17 protein-coding genes and 1 pseudogene are annotated in these 18,070 nt (G+C 70.5%); 11 read left to right on the forward strand and 7 right to left on the reverse strand.

The window, feature by feature from the left end; genetic code table 11:
- Nucleotides 1-95, forward strand: a 95-nt coding sequence (locus ACZ6QQ_RS31575) for an elongation factor 1-alpha C-terminal domain-related protein (RefSeq protein ID WP_465878426.1), incomplete at its 5' end; no start/stop codon positions are given.
- A gap of 58 nt (nt 96-153) precedes the next feature.
- Here ACZ6QQ_RS31575 and ACZ6QQ_RS31580 read toward each other — a convergent pair.
- The gene (locus ACZ6QQ_RS31580) at nt 154-2,016 is read right to left on the reverse strand and encodes a S8 family peptidase (RefSeq protein WP_465881257.1); all 1,863 of its coding nucleotides are present in this window, start codon (nt 2,014-2,016) and stop codon (nt 154-156) included.
- A gap of 236 nt (nt 2,017-2,252) precedes the next feature.
- Complete coding sequence (locus ACZ6QQ_RS31585; RefSeq protein WP_465881258.1) at nt 2,253-2,969, reverse strand: polyamine aminopropyltransferase; 717 nt, start codon at nt 2,967-2,969, stop codon at nt 2,253-2,255.
- A 158-nt stretch (nt 2,970-3,127) separates the two neighbouring features.
- Between ACZ6QQ_RS31585 and ACZ6QQ_RS31590 the strand changes: the two genes are divergently transcribed.
- On the forward strand, nt 3,128-3,772 hold the full coding sequence (locus ACZ6QQ_RS31590; protein WP_465881259.1) for a CG0192-related protein: 645 nt from the start codon (nt 3,128-3,130) through the stop codon (nt 3,770-3,772).
- Nucleotides 3,773-3,886: 114 nt separating this feature from the next.
- On the opposite strand, the gene ACZ6QQ_RS31595 is transcribed toward ACZ6QQ_RS31590, so the two are convergent.
- Nucleotides 3,887-4,405, reverse strand: a complete 519-nt coding sequence (locus tag ACZ6QQ_RS31595) for a cupin domain-containing protein (protein ID WP_465881261.1) — start codon at nt 4,403-4,405, stop codon at nt 3,887-3,889.
- A gap of 341 nt (nt 4,406-4,746) precedes the next feature.
- Between ACZ6QQ_RS31595 and ACZ6QQ_RS31600 the strand changes: the two genes are divergently transcribed.
- The 3 genes from ACZ6QQ_RS31600 to ACZ6QQ_RS31610 all read left to right on the forward strand — a co-directional run bounded on the left by ACZ6QQ_RS31600 (nt 4,747) and on the right by ACZ6QQ_RS31610 (nt 7,135).
- Nucleotides 4,747-5,574 (forward strand): SDR family oxidoreductase, encoded by an 828-nt coding sequence (locus ACZ6QQ_RS31600; protein WP_465881262.1) that lies wholly within the window; start codon nt 4,747-4,749, stop codon nt 5,572-5,574.
- A gap of 132 nt (nt 5,575-5,706) precedes the next feature.
- Nucleotides 5,707-6,030 carry an iron-sulfur cluster assembly accessory protein gene (locus tag ACZ6QQ_RS31605; protein WP_465881263.1) on the forward strand — a complete coding sequence of 108 codons (324 nt, stop codon included), beginning with the start codon at nt 5,707-5,709 and terminating at the stop codon, nt 6,028-6,030.
- 154 nt (nt 6,031-6,184) lie between these two features.
- Nucleotides 6,185-7,135, forward strand: coding sequence for a D-2-hydroxyacid dehydrogenase family protein (locus ACZ6QQ_RS31610; protein ID WP_465881264.1), 951 nt, complete (start codon nt 6,185-6,187; stop codon nt 7,133-7,135).
- A 6-nt stretch (nt 7,136-7,141) separates the two neighbouring features.
- Here the strand turns inward: ACZ6QQ_RS31610 and ACZ6QQ_RS31615 are convergent, their stop codons facing one another.
- A complete protein-coding gene (locus ACZ6QQ_RS31615) occupies nt 7,142-7,552 on the reverse strand; it encodes an alpha/beta hydrolase (RefSeq protein ID WP_465881266.1) in 411 nt (136 codons plus the stop codon).
- 131 nt (nt 7,553-7,683) lie between these two features.
- Between ACZ6QQ_RS31615 and ACZ6QQ_RS31620 the strand changes: the two genes are divergently transcribed.
- Both ACZ6QQ_RS31620 and ACZ6QQ_RS31625 read left to right on the forward strand, forming a co-directional pair.
- Nucleotides 7,684-8,904: a cytochrome P450 gene (locus tag ACZ6QQ_RS31620; RefSeq protein ID WP_465881267.1), complete on the forward strand. Its 1,221-nt coding sequence runs from the start codon at nt 7,684-7,686 to the stop codon at nt 8,902-8,904.
- Entirely contained in the window at nt 8,901-9,113 is a 213-nt protein-coding gene (locus ACZ6QQ_RS31625) for a ferredoxin (RefSeq protein ID WP_465881268.1), read from the forward strand. Before ACZ6QQ_RS31620 ends, ACZ6QQ_RS31625 begins: the two co-directional genes overlap by 4 nt.
- Before the next feature lie 16 nt (nt 9,114-9,129).
- Here the strand turns inward: ACZ6QQ_RS31625 and ACZ6QQ_RS31630 are convergent, their stop codons facing one another.
- The gene (locus ACZ6QQ_RS31630) at nt 9,130-10,380 is read right to left on the reverse strand and encodes an MFS transporter (RefSeq protein WP_465881269.1); all 1,251 of its coding nucleotides are present in this window, start codon (nt 10,378-10,380) and stop codon (nt 9,130-9,132) included.
- 101 nt (nt 10,381-10,481) lie between these two features.
- Complete coding sequence (locus ACZ6QQ_RS31635) at nt 10,482-11,315, reverse strand: helix-turn-helix transcriptional regulator (RefSeq protein ID WP_465881270.1); 834 nt, start codon at nt 11,313-11,315, stop codon at nt 10,482-10,484.
- A 157-nt stretch (nt 11,316-11,472) separates the two neighbouring features.
- Here ACZ6QQ_RS31635 and ACZ6QQ_RS31640 point away from each other — a divergent pair, with 157 nt between their 5' ends.
- The 3 genes from ACZ6QQ_RS31640 (at nt 11,473) to ACZ6QQ_RS31650 (ending at nt 15,914) form a co-directional block, all read left to right on the forward strand.
- Nucleotides 11,473-12,897 carry an aldehyde dehydrogenase family protein gene (locus ACZ6QQ_RS31640; RefSeq protein WP_465881271.1) on the forward strand — a complete coding sequence of 475 codons (1,425 nt, stop codon included), beginning with the start codon at nt 11,473-11,475 and terminating at the stop codon, nt 12,895-12,897.
- Between the two features lie 193 nt (nt 12,898-13,090).
- Nucleotides 13,091-15,541 (forward strand): alpha/beta hydrolase family protein, encoded by a 2,451-nt coding sequence (locus ACZ6QQ_RS31645; protein WP_465881272.1) that lies wholly within the window; start codon nt 13,091-13,093, stop codon nt 15,539-15,541.
- Nucleotides 15,495-15,914, forward strand: coding sequence for a hypothetical protein (locus tag ACZ6QQ_RS31650; RefSeq protein ID WP_465881274.1), 420 nt, complete (start codon nt 15,495-15,497; stop codon nt 15,912-15,914). The genes ACZ6QQ_RS31645 and ACZ6QQ_RS31650 overlap by 47 nt, the downstream gene beginning before the upstream one ends.
- Here ACZ6QQ_RS31650 and ACZ6QQ_RS31655 read toward each other — a convergent pair.
- Nucleotides 15,815-16,015: pseudogene (locus ACZ6QQ_RS31655) on the reverse strand (NAD(P)-binding domain-containing protein); the annotation flags it as partial. The gene ACZ6QQ_RS31650 and the pseudogene ACZ6QQ_RS31655 overlap by 100 nt on opposite strands.
- A 120-nt stretch (nt 16,016-16,135) precedes the next feature.
- On the opposite strand from ACZ6QQ_RS31655, the gene ACZ6QQ_RS31660 reads away from it, so the two are divergent.
- The gene (locus ACZ6QQ_RS31660; protein WP_465881275.1) at nt 16,136-18,061 is read left to right on the forward strand and encodes a xanthine dehydrogenase family protein molybdopterin-binding subunit; all 1,926 of its coding nucleotides are present in this window, start codon (nt 16,136-16,138) and stop codon (nt 18,059-18,061) included.
- Nucleotides 18,062-18,070 lie beyond the last annotated feature (9 nt).

The raw sequence follows: 18,070 nt of genomic DNA on the forward strand, positions 1-18,070 counted from the left end.
AATACCGCCGCAACCGCACCACCGGCGGCTTCATCCTCATCGACGAAACCACCAACCGCACCATCGCCGCCGGCATGATCGTCGACACCCACTGAGGCGTCAACGGAAGATGGCCCCCTCCCGTCACCGGGAGGGGGCCATCTTCGCCGTCGGTCAGAGGGTGAGGGTCCAGGTGTTGATGTAGCCGGTGTCACCGGCGAAGACGTCCCGGACCCGGAGCGACCAGGTGCCGTTCGCCGCCTCGCTGGAGAGGTTCGTGGTGTAGGTGGTGTCGACGTTGTCGGCGCCGTCGAAGAAGCTCTGGCTCTTCAGCCGGTACGCCGTACCGTCCGGGGCCACCAGGTCGATGATCAGGTCGCCCCGGAAGGTGTGCACGATGTTGACCGCCACCGTCGACGCCGAGGAGGCGTTCCGGTCACAGCCGGCGATGACGATGCTGCTGCTCACCGCCGTGTTGCTGTCCGGGATCGCCACATCGGTGCCGTTGGTGCCCGAACAGCCGCCGCCACCCGAGCCGGTCACCGTCAGCGAGTACGTGGCGCTGCGCGTACCGGCGGTGCCGGTGCCGATGACACTGACGCTGTAGGTGCCGGACGGCGTGCTCGCCGAGGTGGCGATGGTCAGCGCGGACGAGCCGCCCGAGGTGACCGTGGCCGGGCTGAACGACGCGGTGGCGCCCGCCGGCAGGCCGCTCGCCGAGAGGCTCACCGACTGGGCCGAGCCGCTGGTGGTCGCGGTGCTGACGGTGGCGCTGACCGAGCCGCCCGGCGCGGTCGAGCCGGCCGTCGGCGAGACCCCGACCGAGAAGTCGTTCGCCGGCGGGGTGCCGTCGTTGACCACGTAGAGCAGCTTGTTCGGGGACCCGGTGCCCGGGTTGGTCACCACGTTGTTGGTGGCGTTGTTGACCAGGTAGTCCCGGACCTGCTGCGGGGTCCAGGTGGGGTTGGCGGAGGCGACCAGGGCGGCGGCGCCGACCACGTGCGGGGTGGCCATCGACGTGCCGCTGATGGTGTTGGTCGCGGTGTTGCTGGTGTACCAGGCCGACGTGATCGACGAGCCCGGGGCGAAGATGTCCAGGCAGGTGCCGATGTTGGAGAAGGATGACCGGGCGTCGGTGTTCGTGGTCGAGCCGACCGTGATCGCCTCCGCGGTCCGGGCCGGCGAGGTGTTGCAGGCGTTGCCGCCGTTGTCGTTGCCCGCGGCGAGACCGTAGGTCACACCCGAGTTGATCGAGTTGCGGACCGCCGTGTCGAGCGAGGCGTTGGCGCCGCCACCGAGGCTCATGTTCGCCACGGCCGGCTTGACCGCGTTCGCGGTCACCCAGTCGACGCCACCGATCACACCGGCGTTGGTGCCGCTGCCGGAGCAGTTCAGCACTCGTACGCCGACCAGCCGGACGCCCTTGGCGATGCCGTACGCGGTGCCGCCGACGGTGCCGGCGACGTGCGTACCGTGGCCGTTGCAGTCGTCGGCCGACCCGCCGTCGACGGCGTCGTAGCCGGTGACGGCCCGGCCACCGAAGTCGTTGTGACCGAACAGGATGCCCGTGTCGATGATGTACGCGTGCACGTTTGTCGCGGTGTTCGGGTAGGTGTACGAGCTGTCCAGCGGCAGATTGCGCTGGTCGACCCGGTCCAGGCCCCAGGACGGTGGGTTCGGTTGGGTGCCGGAGATCCGTACGGTGTGGTTCTGCTCGACGTACGCGACGTCGGGGTGTGCCGCGATCCGGGCCGCGGCCTTGGCACCGACGGTGATCTCGAAGCCGCGCAGCGCGGCGGAGTAGGTCCGGGCGACCGTCCCGCCGTGCTTACCCGCCAGCGCTCCGGCGGTGGCGCCGACCTGGGTCCGGCTCACCGAACTGTCCTTGAACACCACGATGTAGCTGTCGGCGACAGCCGTGGCACCACCCGCACTGCGAATCGTGCCTTCCGGCTGTGCCGCCACGGCCGGCGCGGCGGCTGTCAGTAGCAGCATCGCGGCGGCGCCCACTAGAAGTGATCTTTTCGGGAGATTCATTCTCCCCTCCCCTCCGATCGTCACCCGTCGTCCACTCGCCCACGACGATGGATCGATGATGACCAATCACGATGAGATTACTCAGGGTCGGGAGAAAATCACAGATGCAATTTTGTCCATACCATTCGACGGATGATCGTCAGGGTATGGCGATTCGTCGTGACAACTGATGGCAGAGATGGAAATTACCGGCCACGGCCGCCTATCCGCGACGGCCCGGTATCGGCATGAGCGGGTTATGCCAGCCGGGAAACGTAAACGGTGTTGGTGGACAGTCGTCCCTGCAACGGATTGGGAAAACTGACCACGTGCGCCTTCGTCGTGGCGAACACCTCGTCGAGCACGGCGGTGAAATCCTCGTCGGGCGGATCGTTCGACCAGAGCCCGAACACACCCCCCGGCCGCAGCCGCCCGGCAAGCCGCCGCAGCCCGTCGGCGGTGTAGAAGGCGGCGTTGCCGGGGTGCAGGACCTGACGTGGCGAATGGTCGATGTCCAGCAGGACGGCGTCGAACCGGCGACCGGGCGCGTCGACGTCGAACCCGCCGTCACTCGCGGCCAGGGCGAAGAAGTCCCCGTGCACCATTCGGGTCCGGGGATCCGAGGTCAGCTCGGCGGCGTACGGCAGCAGGGCGTCCCGGTGCCAGCCGATGACCGCGCCGAGCGCCTCCACCACGGTCAGCGAGCGCACCCGTCGATCCTCCAGCGCCGCCCGCGCGGTGTAGCCGAGCCCGAGGCCACCGACGATCACGTCGAGGTCGTCGCCGGACAGTTCGGCCAGGCCGAGCCGGGCGAGTTCGACCTCGGCCACGGTGAACAGGCTGGACATGAGGAACTCGTCGTCGAGCTTGACCTCGTACACCTCCACCCGCAGCGACGGGTCGAACCGGCGCCGCAGACTGATCGCGCCGATCTCCGTCTCGCGCCAGTCGAGTTCCTCGAAACGCGCACCCACCCGCAGCACTCTCCTCTGGTCGGCACTGCCAGCGGCCCGCAAGTTCCCAGGTCACCGGACCGGGACGAATTGCTGCACCATACAGGGCCCGCCCTGTCGCCGGTCGGACCGGCACGGTGACGAAGCCGGGACCCGACCCGGCCGATACCATCTGGATCATGGCATTGCTGCACCGAGCCGTCCTGCACCCCACGAAACTCGAACTCCTGGCGACGTGGCTGCCCGGTCGCCGGTGGTACCGGGGGTCGGCGGGTGCCGAGATCGTCCGGGTGGCGGCCTACCGCTTCGACGATCCCGCGGGCGAGGTCGGGGTGGAGACGTTCCTCGTCCGCGCCGGTGACTCGCCCGTACACCAGGTTCCGCTCACCTACCGCGGCGCGCCGCTGGACGGCGGCGAGCGCTGGTTGATCGGTACCGCCGAGCATTCGGTCCTCGGCCGGCGCTGGGTGTACGACGGGTGCGGGGATCCGGTCTACGTCGCGACGCTGGCGAGCGCGCTGCGCACCGGAGGCGGGCAGGCGGAGGAGTTCATGGAGATCGACGGCCGGCTCGAACGGCGCGATCCCAGCATGGTCGTCGCGGGCAGCGGCACCCGGAGTGCCGACGTCCCCACCGCAGCCGGTGGGACCCGCACCGAGGTGACGGACGGAGACGACGTCACCCTGATCGGGTCGGGTCAGGTGCGGCTCATCGTCGTCCGTCGCCCCGATGGCGGCGACCGGCCGGCCGGTCCGGCCCTGACCGGTACGTGGGACGGCCAACCGGACCCGCTGACCCTGGCCTACGCCGGCATCACCGCCTGACCGGCGCGGACGTCGGCCGGGTACGGCCGGGGGATCCTGCCGCCGGCTGACCGACGGACGCGGGATGCTGCCGCGATCCCACCCTGCCGGCCCTGTACCGACCCGGAGAAACCGTCAGGGCGTCAACAACTCGGTCCGGTACTCGGCCGCCAACTGGCCGGCACGCGCCCTCCGCTCGTCCTGCCCCGCGGCGTCGAGCTCCGGCGCCGGTGCCGTCGGGCCGTCCACCCGGTCTCCGATTCGCAGGAAGAACTCGTCCTGCCCGGCCGGGGTGCACATGCAGAGCATGTGCGCTGGCCGGTCGGACGAGTTGCGGAAGAAGTGCGGCGCGTTCGCCGGGATGTTCACGGTCTCTCCGGCTCTCGCCACGGTCTTCTCGCCCCGGAAGGTGAACTCGACGGCGCCGTCGAGCACGGTGAACATCTCCTCGAAGTCGTGCCGGTGGGGAGCTGGCCCGCCACCGGGAGGGATCCGCATGTCGATCAGGCAGTACCGTCCGGCGGTCTGCTCGCCGGCTACGAGGATCGTGTAGGTGTCGCCGGCGATGGCGACGTGCGGCAGGGCGGGGTCGTCGGGGCGGGCGCGCACGAGGGTACGGGTGGGGTTGTCGGGCGGGATGGCGGAACCGTTCATGCCCTGTCTCCCATCACGGCGAAGCAACTGGCGGACCTCATCATCCGCTTCCTGGCCTACTTACCCGTCTTGCGGAACCGAAACGCGACGCCGCCCGGTCCCGGCCTACTGTTGACCTAGGAGGCAGGCCCGTCGGTTCGCCCGACGACGCCCCGGGTCCGCATTCAACCCGATGTCGGGCATTCCTTACGTTGTCAGTACGCAGCACAGCGAATCGCCTCGATCAATCGAAAGACACAGACGCTGTCACATAGTCGACAGGAAATGGCACTTCACCCACATGTTTCATTCTGCCAGGCTGTTTTCCGGAAAACGTCTGTCGAGATTGGACGAATGTGGTCATGACAAAGCGTTGGCTCATCACGGGGTGTTCGAGTGGTCTCGGCAGAGCGCTCGCGGCCCGGCTCGCGGCCGAAGGGGACCAGGTGGTGGCCACCGCCCGCCGCCCCGCAACCCTGGCCGACCTGGTCGAGAAATACCCGGACAACGTGGTCGCCACCGGGTTGGACGTGGGTGACGAGGCGCAGTGCCGGGCGGCGGTCGATCTGGCGGTGGCGACCTTCGGCGGCATCGACATACTGGTCAACAACGCCGCGTACGGACAGTTCGGCACGGTGGAGGAGGTTTCAGACGCAGAACTGGCGGCACAGTTCGACACCAACGTCTTCGGGCCCTGGCGACTGACCCGGGCGGTATTGCCGCTGTGGCGGGCACAGCAGTCCGGACACGCCATGTTCGTGGGCTCGGTCGCCGGTACGGTGGTGTTTCCCGGCCTGTCCGCGTACAACGCGAGCAAGTTCGCGCTCGAAGGGGTGGCCGAGTCGCTGGCGAGCGAGGCCGCCCATCTCGGCGTGAAGGTGACCATTCTCCAGCCGGGAGGCTTCGCCACCGGGTACGGCAGTGCCCTGGTCCTGCCGAACCGGCGCGTCGAGGACTACACGCCGGTCACCGAGGGAACCCTCGGCGGGGTGCGCAACATGAACCAGGCCGAGGCGATCAACTCCCCCGAACTGTTCGCCACCGTCGTCTGGCGTCTGAGCAGGATGGAGAAGCCACCGCTGCGGCTACCGGTGGGCCCCGACGCGGAGTCCTTCCTGAGCCCGGCGTACGCCGCACGCCTCAAGGAGTACGACGACGTCATCGGGGCCGGCCACCACACGGCTGCCTGACCGTACGCGAACCGCTTCGCAGCCACGCCCCCCACCTCCTCCGGTTCCTCCGCCCGGCAACGGGTATGCACGCAGGGCAGTCACGGGAATCGGTAACCGGGTTGCCTAGCGGACGAACCGGAGGAGTTGTCGATGCTGGTCTTGACCGATAACGCGGTGATGGCGATCCGAGACCTGACCGCGCAGCAGGGCGTACCGCAGACCGGCGGACTGCGCATCAGCCACGATCCGTCGGACGACTCCCTGCTGGTCGCCATCACGGAGCAGCCGGACCAGGACGACCAGGTGGTCGACAACCTGGGCGCCCGGCTGTTCCTCGACCAGCAGGCGGCGCGGCTGCTCGCCGACAAGGCGCTCGACGTCAGCGTCGACGAGCAGGACATGGTGCAGTTCGCGTTCACGAACCGGGATACCGACGGCGCGGTGTGGCCATCGGGCCCGAACCCGGCCCCGTGACGGTCATCGCCGCGACCCGCAGAACGCCGCCCCTGCCCGGCCCGGGACCGAGTGGAAGCCGCCGGGTCGGGCCCGACCCATGCCATGATCGGGTACGGATTGGTGCACGACGGCGGCGGTGGGTCGTCGGGTAGCGACGGTGCGGGAGGCGGGAATGACGGTTCGGGTGGCGGTGCTCGACGACTACCAGGACGTGGCGCGCGAGTTCGGCGACTGGGACCGGCTCGGCGACGGGATCGAACTGGAGGTCTTCACCGACCACGTGGACGACGTCGACGAACTCGTACGGCGGCTCGCGGACGTCGAGATCGTGGTCGCGATGCGGGAGCGCACCGCCTTCCCCGCGGCCGTCCTCGACCGGCTCCCCCGGCTGCGGCTGCTGGTCACGACCGGCATGTCGAACGTCGCCATCGACCTGGCGGCGGCAGCGCGGCGGGGCGTCACCGTGACCGGGACCCGGGGCGTGGCCACCGGCACCGCCGAACTCACCTGGGGTCTCATCCTGGCCCTGGTACGCCGGATCCCGGCCGAACACGAACGGGTGCGTACCGGCGGCTGGCAGCGCACGGTCGGCGGTGACCTGGCCGGTCACACCCTCGGCGTGGTCGGCCTGGGCCGGATGGGCGCCCAGGTGGCCGCCGTCGGCCGGGCGTTCGGGATGGACGTGGTGGCCTGGAGCCAGCATCTGCGGGCCGAGCGGGCGGCGGAGCTGGGCGTACGCGCGGTGTCGAAGGAAGAGCTGCTCACCGGGTCGGAGATCGTGACCGTGCACCTCCAGCTCGGCGAGCGGACCCGTGGTCTGTTCGGCGCGGCCGAACTGCGGTCGATGCGCCGGGACGCGTACCTGGTCAACACCTCCCGTGGGCCGATCGTCGACGAGGCCGCCCTGGTCACCGCGCTGCGGGAGGGCTGGATCGCCGGGGCCGGACTGGACGTCTTCGACGTCGAACCGCTGCCGGTCGACCATCCGCTGCGTACGGCGCCGAACACCGTCCTGACGCCGCACCTCGGTTACGTCACCCGGGAGACCTACCGGGTGTTCTTCGGCGACGCCGTCCAGGACATCGAGGCGTTCCTGTCCGGGCAGCCGGTACGGGTGCTCTGACCACGCTCAACGTCGCATCCACCCGTCCAACCAGGCGAATGCCTCGTTCTGCATCTCCGGGCTGAAGACGTGGCCCAGCCCCGGCCAGAGCGTGGTACGCAGCCGCGCGTCGGCGTGCTGCGAGCGACAGACCGCGCGCATCTTCGCGTACGCCCCGGTGGTGCCGGCGGGGGTGAACAGCGGATCGAGTTCGCCGTTGCGGAAGAACGCCGGGCGGGGTGCGGCGACGCTCGCCACGTCGGGGATGTCGAGGTGCTCGTACAGGCCCGGGTGCAGCATGAAGTAGGCGGACTGACCCCGCAGGGTGTTGTTGCCGACCACCATCATCTCCCGCAGGGTGGTCATCCAGCAGACCGAGACCGTGGCGGAGACGTGCGGCGAGACCGCCGCCGTCTGCCAGGCCCGGTAGCCGCCCATCGAGAAGCCGAGCGTGGCGATCCGGGAACGTCGCCGGGGACGGCGACGCCGGGTGGCCTTGTCGGGGGAACAATCGATGGGTAACGTAACGGAGCGATGTAAATACGGTGCGCAATCACCGGGAGGTGTCGATGACCGGCTCCACGACCACCGACCTGCCGTTGTTCCCCTTCGTCAACACCGCAAGCCCGTTCGTTCCACTGACCGAGGCCGACCGCGCGACGATCGGCACCCCGCTCACCCCCGTCCTGCTACCCACCGGCCAGCAGGCGTGGCTGGTCACCCGGCACGCGGACGTCCGCCAGGTGCTCCGCCACCCGGGGTTCAGCGCCGACTTCAGTCGACCCAACTTCCCGCTGCTGCGGGCGGTGCCGCCGGAGACCGACGAGGACCGGCAGGGCGGCTTCATCCGGATGGACGGCGAGGAGCACAGCCGCCTGCGCCGCATGCTCACCGCCGAATTCATGATCAAGAACATTCGCCGGATCGAACCGCTCATCCAGCAGACCGTGGACCGGGCCCTCGACGACATGCGCGACGCCGGTCCCCCGGCCGACCTGGTGCGGTCGTTCGCCCTGCCGGTGCCGTCGATCGTGATCTGCCACCTGCTCGGGGTGCCGTACCAGGACCACGCGTTCTTCCAGACACGCAGCAACATCCTGCTGGACCAGAGCGCCTCGGCGGAGGACCTCGCGACCGCCGTCCAGGAACTCCGCGACTACCTGCGGTCCCTGATCGAGGCGAAGCAGAAGTCCTCGGAGCGCTCGGAGGACCTGCTGAGCCGCCTGATCGACGAGCGGGTGAACACCGGCGAGCTGGCCGTCGGCGAGTTGGTGGGGATGGCCCTGCTCCTGCTCATCGCCGGCCACGAGACCACCGCGAACATGATCGGCCTGAGTACGCTGCTGCTCCTGCAACACCCCGGTCACCTGGCCGCGTTGCGTGACGATCCGACGCGCGCGCCCGGACTGGTCGAGGAACTGCTGCGATACCTCACCATCGTGCGCACCGGCCTGCCCCGGCTGGCCACCGAGGACGTCGAGATCGGCGGTCACCTCGTCCGGGCCGGCGAGGGCGTGATCGCCATGCTCTCCCTCGCCAACCGGGACGACGCCGTGTTCGGGGACCCCGAGGACTTCGTCCTCGACCGGCAGGCGCACCAGCACATCGCGTTCGGCTTCGGCGTACACCAGTGCATCGGCCAGCCGCTCGCCCGCGCCGAACTGCGGATCGCGCTGGTCGAGCTGGCCCGGCGCTTCCCCGACCTGCGGGCCACCGCCACCCCGGCCGACATACCGAGCCGGACCACCTCGGTCGTGTACGGGCTGACCGAACTGCCGGTCACCTGGTGACCGCCGCCCACCGGGTGCTCGTCACGGTCGACCGGGAACGCTGCTGCGGCTCGGGCAACTGCGTGATGACACTGCCCGAGGTCTTCGACCAGGACGACGCGGACGGGCTGGTGGTCCTGCACCAGCCCGCACCCGCGCCCGAGTACGCCGTACGGCTGCGGCGGGCGGCGGACCTCTGCCCGGCCGGTGCGATCCGACTGGAGGAGTAGGCCGCGCCGGGCGGACTCAGCCGACCGGCACCGGGGACCGCTCGTCGGCGTGGGCGATCCGGGTCAGTTCGCGCCACAGCAGGACCACGAAGAGCGCCGAGCCGACGAACGCGAACCAGAAGGGTGCGGTCACGCCGTAGTGGCTGGCCAGCGTGCCGCCGATGGCGGAGCCGACGACCAGACCGCCGAAGACGCTGATGGTGTTGATGCCGTTCACCCGACCCTGCAACTGGGTGGGAACCGCCCGCTGTCGCACCGTGACCGAGGTGGTGTGCCAGACGAACGCGTGGGCGCCGAAGACGAAGAAGATCAGCGAGGCCAGCCACCACACGGTGGTGAGGGCGAGGGCGAGGTGGGTGACGGTCTCGATGACCAGTCCGACCCGCATCACGTTGCCCAGGCTCACCCGCCGGGTGATCCACCCGTACAGCGCCGTGCCCAGCAGGCCGCCGACCGCCGAGACGGTGGTGAGTAGGCCGAACCCGATGGCCCCCAGACCCAGGCGCTGCTCGGCGTAGAGCACCAGCACCGACCAGGCCGCACCGAAGGTGACGTTGAAGATCAAAATCGTCAGGCACAGGGTACGGACCGCCGGGTGCCGTACGGTCCACCGGAAACCCTCGACCATCTCCCGCCACACGCCCGCCCGCGCGCCCGCCGCCCCGTCTCCCGCCGCCGGCAGCACCACTCTGGACACCAGCAGCGCACCGGCGGCCGCCAACACCGCCTCGGTCACGAACGGCCAGGCCGCACCGGCGGCGAACAGGGCCGCACCGATCGGCGGTCCGGCGAGCTGGTTGAGCGTGATGAAGCCGGTCTGCAACCGGGAGTTGGCCAGCGCCAGATCGTCGCGGTGCACCAGCATCGGCGTCAGTGTGGTGGTCGTGTTGTCGGCGAAGACCTCGGCGGTGGAGAGCAGCCCCAGCGCCACCAGCGCCACCACCACCGAGACCCGGTCCGTCACCATCGCGACGACCAGGACGGCGAGCACCAGGACCCGGGCCGCGTCGGCGACGATGACGATCCGGCGCCGGTCGAGCCGGTCGGAGAGCACGCCCGCGTAGAGGCCGAACAGCAGCGGCGGCGCCCACCGCAGCAGCGCGGCCAGCGACACCAGGAACGCGTTGTCGGTCAGCGACGCCACCAGCAGCGGCCCGGCCGCGGCCGCGACGCCGTCACCGAGGTTCGTCGCCCAGGACGAGGCCAGCAGCCAGCGGTAGCCGCGGGTGAGCCGCACCGGTACGACCGTCTCGAGCACCTTGTTCACAAGGTGAGCACCCTACGTCCGGACCTGCCCGATCACATACTCATATTCGCCCGAACGTGGCGGCCGGAGGCGAGGCGCCGGTGCGGGAGGCCGGGGCGCGGTCAGGCGCGCTGGTCGCCGATGACCGACAGCAACTGGAGTTTCCGGTAGCTCTCGGTCCCCGGTGCGGCGGTGTAGACCACCAGGAGCTGGGACTGGTCCGGGTCGACCAGGGTCTGGCAGTGCAGCTCGATCAGGCCGAGTTGCGGGTGCTGGAGCCGCTTGGGCGAGCAGTACGGTCCGGCCACCGGATGCGCCCGCCACAGCTGCGCGAACTCGGGGCTGACCGGGAGCAGCGCGTCGACGATCGCCGCCGCGCGCGAGTCCGCCCCGTCACGGGTGTACGCGGTGTGAAGGTTCGCCACCATGAGGCGGCTCTGTTCCGTGTGGTCTTCTTCTGGGTGGATCGACCGTGATGACGGATCGGTGAACCAGCGGTAGTGCTTGCTGCGGGCGAGGCCCGTGAAGGCGGCCTCGTCGCCGAGCAGGGCCACCGACAGGCGGGTCTGCCGCAGCGTCTCACCGAGGTGGCTGACCACCTGGGCAGCGGCGTCCTCCAGACCGTCGAAGATGCGCATCATGCCGGGATTGATGTGTTCCGCGCGTACGGTTCGCCGTGGGGTGGCGTAACCGGCCAGTTGGAACAGGTGGTCCCGCTCCTCCAGCGAGAGCCGCAGTCCACGGGCGAGGGCGGCCAGCATCTGCTCGGACGGGTGGGGACCGCGCCGCTGTTCCAACCGGCTGTAGTAGTCGACCGACATGTCGGAGAGCACCGCGACCTCCTCGCGGCGCAGCCCGCCGGTACGTCGGCGCTGCCCGCGTGGCAGTCCCACGTCCTCCGGCGCAAGCGCCTCCCGCCGCGTACGGAGGAAGTCGGCGAGTCGGGTACGGTCCACGGTCCTCGGTCTCCTCGTCGTGTCTGCCCTGGTCAACGGCACCGGATGCCCCCGGTGTTCCCCAGGCTCGCACCACCCGCCGACCGGGTCCAGGTACTACGGATACCCGGATAGGGAGCACATGGTCGCCGCCGGGTGACGGTGCCACGGTCGGTGCATGGACACAGCAACCTTCCCCGTACCCGCCCACTGGATCGGCGGCGAGACCGTCGCCGGATCCGCCGGGACCACCCCGGTGGTGAACCCGGCGACCGGCAGGATCGTCACCGAGGTGCCGGCCGGCACCGCCGCCGACGTCGACCGGGCGGTGACCGCCGCGCGGGCCGCCTTCGCCGGCTGGGCGGCGACCGCCCCGGCCGAGCGGGCCGCCGTGCTGCGGCGCATCGCCGCCGGCCTGCGGTCCCGCGCGGAGGAGATCGCCACCGCGATCACCGCCGAGATGGGCTCACCGATCACCATGTCCCGCACCGCCCAGGTCGGTTTCCCGGTCGCGGTCGCGGAGTCCTTCGCCGCGCTCGCCGCCGACTTCGGGTGGACCGAACAGGTCGGGAACTCCCTGATCGTCCGCGAGCCGATCGGCGTCGTCGGGGCGATCACGCCGTGGAACTTCCCGCTCCAGCAGATCGTGTCGAAGCTGGCGCCCGCGCTGGTCGCGGGGAACACGATGGTGTTCAAGCCGTCCGAGGTCGCGCCGCTGACCGCGCGGATCCTCGCCGAGGTCAGCCGGGACGCGGGACTGCCGCCGGGGGTCTTCAACGTCGTGTACGGCACCGGCCCGGTGGTCGGCGAGGCGATCTCGGCCCACCCGGACATCGACATGGTGTCGTTCACCGGCTCCACCCGGGCCGGCCGGCGGATCTCCGCGGTCGCGTCGGAAACGGTCAAACGGGTCGCGTTGGAACTCGGCGGCAAGGGGGCGAACATCATCCTGGACGGCGCCGACCTGGGCCCGGCGGTCGAGTTGGGCGTGCGGATGGCCTTCTCCAACGGCGGCCAGGTCTGCGGCGCCTGGCCGAGGATGCTGGTCCCGGCATCCCGGCTCGACGAGATCGTCGAGCTGGCGGTGGCCGCCGCCGCGACATACCGGGTCGGCGATCCGCTGGACGAGACGACCGTGATCGGGCCGATGTCCTCCGAGGCCCACCGGCAGAAGGTCGACGGCTACATCGAGCGGGGCATCGCCGACGGCGCGACCGTCGTCTTCGGCGGGCCGGGTCGGCCGGAGGGGCTGACCGAGGGCGCGTACGTCCGACCGACGATCTTCGCGAACGTCGACCCGGACTCCGCGATCGCCCAGGAGGAGATCTTCGGCCCGGTGCTGACGATCATCGCGTACCCGGACGAGGATCGGGCCGTGGAGATCGCCAACAGCACGGTGTACGGCCTCACCTCGGGGGTGTTCGGCGAGAGCGAGCACGCCCTGGCGATCGCCCGGCGGCTGCGTACGGGCCAGGTCGACATCAACGGCGCCCAGTGGAACCCGTTCGCCCCGTTCGGAGGTTACAAGCAGTCGGGCAACGGCCGGGAGTTCGGCCGGCAGGGTCTGGAGGAGTTCCTGGAGACCAAGTCCATCCAGCGCTGATCCGCCACCGGGGAGCCACCGCACCGCCGCGCGGTCGCTCCCCGGTACGGGCGTCCGGGCCACGCGGCGTCGATCTTGGGTGATCTTGTGAAGATCGGTAACGCGCCCGTTAACCGAACAGAGATCATTTGGAACAGGCGGTCCATAGTGTCCGCTCGCGCTGACCCCCCACAGCGCGAGGAGGAGATCGAACATGGCCCGATTCGTCCCACCGCGCGGCCGAACCCGAGCGGTGGCCGCACTGTCCGCCGCCGTACTCGCCGGCTGTCTCGCCGTACCCGGACTGGTCACCGGTCCCGCCGCCGCGGCACCGAACGAGGGACCGGCCGGCTCGAACGGCTTCACCGTCGAGAGCCTGCCGGACGGCGGATGGCGGGTCGAGCTGCGACTCGACGAACCGCTACCGGTCCGGGACGCCGTACCGGAGCTGGCCGTGGACGGTCGCATCATCGGTACGGCGCGGGAGTCCGCCGACGGACTCACCCTGACCACGGAGACCACCGACGCGGGCGTCGCCGACGCCGAACGCGTCGACGTCGGGTGGAACGGCGTCGTGCCCGACCTGCTGCCGTCGGCACAGCGGCACGCACCGGCGCCGCCCACCCGCAAGAGCCCGCACAAGCGCAAACCGGTCTACACCGACCCGGCCACGCCGGGACGCTACGCCGTCGAACGGCTCGACTACGACCTCGGCGACACCGCCACCACCCTGTCCGGTCTCGACAACCTCCCGGTCGAGATGCGCGCCGCCGTGTACGCCCCGGCCCGCGCGAAGGGCGAGCGTCCGGTGGTGGTCCTCCTGCACGGTCGCCACTCGGCGTGCTACAACCCCGTCACCCGGCAGACCAACAACAGCAACTGGCCGTGCCTGGACGGGTTCATCCCGATCGACAGCTACCTCGGCTACACCGAGACCGCCGAGTCCCTGGCCACCCACGGTTACGTGGTGGTGTCGATCAGCGCCAACGGCATCAACGCCAAGGACGCGACCAACACCGACGACAACGGTGCGCTGGCTCGCGGACAGTTGGTGCTGCGACACCTGGACCAGCTGGCCCGGTGGAACGACTCGAAGGGCGCGCCCCGGTCCCGCCACCCGCTCGCCGACCGGCTGGACCTGAGCAACGTCGGCCTGATGGGACACTCGCGCGGTGGCGAGGGTGTGGTGGAGGCCGCGCTGCTCAACGCCGAGGAACGGCACCCGTACGGCATCCGCGCCGTACTGCCGCTCGCACCCGTCGACTTCGGGCGGCCGACCCTGCCGGACGTACCGATGGCGGTGCTGCTGCCGTACTGCGACGGTGATGTCTCCAACCAGCAGGGTCAGCACTTCTTCGACGACACCCGCTACTCGGTGGACGACAACGTGCTGCGCTCCTCGCTCATGATCATGGGCGCCAACCACAACTTCTTCAACACCGAGTGGACCCCGGGTGTCTCCGTCTCGCCGTCCAACGACGACTGGTCCCCGGCGAACGACGAGGTGTGCGGCAGCGCCAGCCCGAGCCGGTTGACCAGCGCCGAGCAGCGTGCCGTCGGTACGGCGTACATGGCCGGGTTCTTCCGGCTCGTACAGGGTGGGGAGACCGCGTTCCTGCCGCTGTTCGACGGCACCGACGGAACCGTACCGTCGGCCGGTCGGGCGGAGGTCTACACCCAGGCTCAGGCACCCGGTTCGCGCCGCCTGGATGTCGCACCGCTGGAGCGCCCGGCGGGCAACGTCTCGGTGTCGGGCTTCGACCTGGGCGCGTACTGCTACAGCGTGGCCAGCCGGGTCCTCACCGGCGACACACCGTGCTCGTCGACGACCGCGACGTCCAAGATCCCGCACTGGACGCCGGCCACCTTCGCCACCTCGGTTCCGACCAGCCCGGTGCTCCGGCTGGGCTGGAGTCCGACCTCGGTGTCCCCGCAGGTACGGGTGGCCGTACCGACGGACGAACGGGACGTCCGCAAGTACGACGCGCTCACCTTCCGGCTCGCCCGGGACGAGGCTGCGGTGGGAGACGTCGACCTCGACGTCGCGGTGGTCGACTGGGCGGGCCGCTCGGCGACGGTACGGGTGGGAACCGTCAGTCCCGCCCTCGACCCCTTCCCGGCCTCGACGAACACGCCGAACGGGATCAGCCGGCTGGGCAAGACCTGGCTGCGTACGGTCCGCCTGCCGGTCGACGCGATGCGCGGGGTGGACCTACGTAACGTCCGCTTCGTCACCGTACGCCCGGCATCGCCCACGGGTGGCGCCTACCTGTCCGACATCACCTTCGACAGCCCCGGCGTCGGCAACGGTGGCGCCACCTCGGCGGCACAGATCAGCATCGCCGACGTGACCGTGAACGAGGGCGCCGGGCCGGGCGTCGCGACGATGCGGCTCACCCTCGACGAGCGGCTCCGGAGCGCGGCGACGGTCCAGGTCCAGACGGCGGCGAGCGGGTCCGCCTCGGCGGGGCAGGTGCCACTGTCCTCGTTCCCGGTCACCATCCCCAAGGGAGCGACCGGGGCCAGGGTCGAGATCCCGCTGGTCGGCAACACGGCGGTCAACACGGCGTCGCTGCGATACAAGATCACCATCTCGGCGCCGACCGGGGCCGTGATCGGTGACGGCTTCGCCTGGCTCACCGTGCTCGACGACGACACCCCCTGACGGGTGGACCGCGTCGTGGGGTCGGGCCCGTCCGCCGGCCCCACGACGGGTCACTCCGCCGGGCGGCGTACACGGCGGGCCGGTCCGGCTAACCGGCTTCGGCTTCCAGTGCCCGTTCGAACTCGGCCCGCCGCAGCGAGGCACCGAAGACGGGGCCGCCCGGTTCGAGGAGGCGGCCGGCGTCGACGCGATCCTGCCGGCCACCAGGTCCGGGTCGAAGCTCGCGAACCTGTGCAGCGGGATCGCCAGCACCACGATGTCGGCGTCGGTGATGGCGTCGGCGGCCCAGCGCGGCTCGGCTCCCGGCGTCAGCACCCGGCTGATGAGGGCGATCCGCGCGGGGTCGCCGGAGGCCGCGATCGTCACGGGATAACCGGTGGCGATGGCGACCCGCGCGATCACCGGGCCGGTGTGTCCCGCGCCGAGCACCGCGATCCGCGGCAGCGGTGCCACGGTGGACGCGCCATCGGTCATGATCGTCCCCCGTCGGACCGGGTGATGGTCGGTTCCGGGTGCAGGTGCTGCCGCAACGCCCGCAGGATGTCGGCGAGCGCCGCCATCTGCTCGGGCGTCAGGGCCTCGCCGAAGTGCCGCTTGAGGGCCCTGGAATGCGGGGCGGTCGAGGCCCGGAAGATCCGCGCGCCGTCGTCGGTGAGCGAGACGTTCGAGCAGGCTCGCGACGCCGCCGGCCGACTCCGGATCGACTACGCGGTCGAGACCCCGAAGTCCACCTTCGCCGACGACGACTTCGTGGCCGCCGAGCAGCCCGGCGGGGGCGGCTCCGAGCAAGGGTCGGGTACGGCCGACCCGGCCGAGACCGACGGCGTGGGCGACCCGGACGGCGCGCAGGCCGACGCCCGGGTGACCGTCGACGCGTGGTACCGGACCCCGACCCAGCACCACAACCCGATCGAGCTGTTCACCACGACGTGTACCTGGACCGGTTCCCGGCTGACGGTCTGGGAGTCGTCCCGGAACGTGACCGGGTTCCGCAACGGGCTGGCCACGCAACTCGACATCGACCCCGGCGACGTACGCGTCGTCTCGCCGTACGTCGGGGGCGCGTTCGGGTCCCGAGGCTTCCTCAACCAGCGGACCGCGATCGTGGCGCTCGCCGCCCGGCGGCTCAAACGCCCGGTCCGGCTCGCGGTCACCCGGGCGCAGGGGTTCACCGTCACCACGTACCGGGCCGAGACCCGCCAGCACGTCCGGCTCGGCGCGGACCGCGACGGTCGACTGCTGGCCCTGAGCCACAAGGGCTGGGAGATCAGCAGCCGACCGGACACCTTCAAGGTCGCCGGTACGGAATCCTCGACCCGGCTGTACGACTGCGCGAACGTGGGCTCGGCGGTCAGCGTGGTGCACGCGGACCGCAACACACCGGGCTTCATGCGCTGCCCGCCCGAGGTGGTGTACCTGTTCGCGATCGAGTCCGCGAGGGACGAGCTGAGTTACGCCCTCGGCATGGACCCGGTCGAGCTGCGCCGGGTCAACGACACCATGGTCGAGCCGGTCAACGGCCGCCGCTACACCTCGCGGAACCTGGTCGCGTGCCTCGACGCCGCCGCCGACGCCTTCGGCTGGGCCGACCGGGACCCGAGGCCGACCAGCATGGTCGACGGGGACTGGCAGGTCGGGTACGGCTGCGCCGCGATGTCGCACACCACGTTCGCCGCACCGGCCGGCGCCCGGATCACGGTGACACCGCAGGGCTGGGTGCGGGTGCAGACCGGCGGACACGACGTCGGCGGCGGCCTCGGCACCGCGATCGCGATCACCGTCTCGGACCTGCTGGAGGTGCCGCTGGACCGGATCACGGTCGACCTCGGCGACAGTGACCTGCCGCCGGCGCCAATCGCCGGCGGCTCGATGTCCACCGCGAGTGTGTGCAGCGCCGTGGCGAAGGCGTGCCAGCAGGTCCGGGCACGTCAGGCCGAGGTGGCACCCGGCGACGGCGGCGGTGCCATCGAGGAGTACGCGGAGTTCCTGCCCCGGGGAGTGCCGCACAACGGGATGCAGCTGCTGTACTCGGGCACGCTGGTGCCCAGCGGCGGATACCGGTTGCCGGACCGCGCCGAGTGCTCGTTCGGGGCGGTGTTCGTGGAGGTCCGGGTCCACCGGCAGACCTGTGAGGTGCGCCTGCCCCGGATCGTCGGGGCGTACTCGGCCGGACGGATCATCAACCCGAAGGCGGCCGAAAGCCAGCTGATGGGTGCGCAGATCTTCGGCGCGTCCCTGGCCCTGTACGAGGCCACCGACATCGACGACCGGTACGCCCGTTACACGAACACCAACCTCGCCGACTACCACCTCCCGGTGAACGCCGACATCACCGACCACAAGATCATCATCTTTCCGGAGACCGACGATTCACTCAACGAACTCGGGGTCAAGGGCGTCGGCGAACTCGCCACGAGCGGAGTGAACGCCGCCGTCGCGAACGCCGTACACCACGCCACCGGGATCAGGATCAGGGAATTGCCCATCCGGCTGGAGAAGCTGCTGCCCGCACCAGCCTGACTGCGGGAC

The organism is Micromonospora sp. NPDC049529, assembly GCF_055586685.1.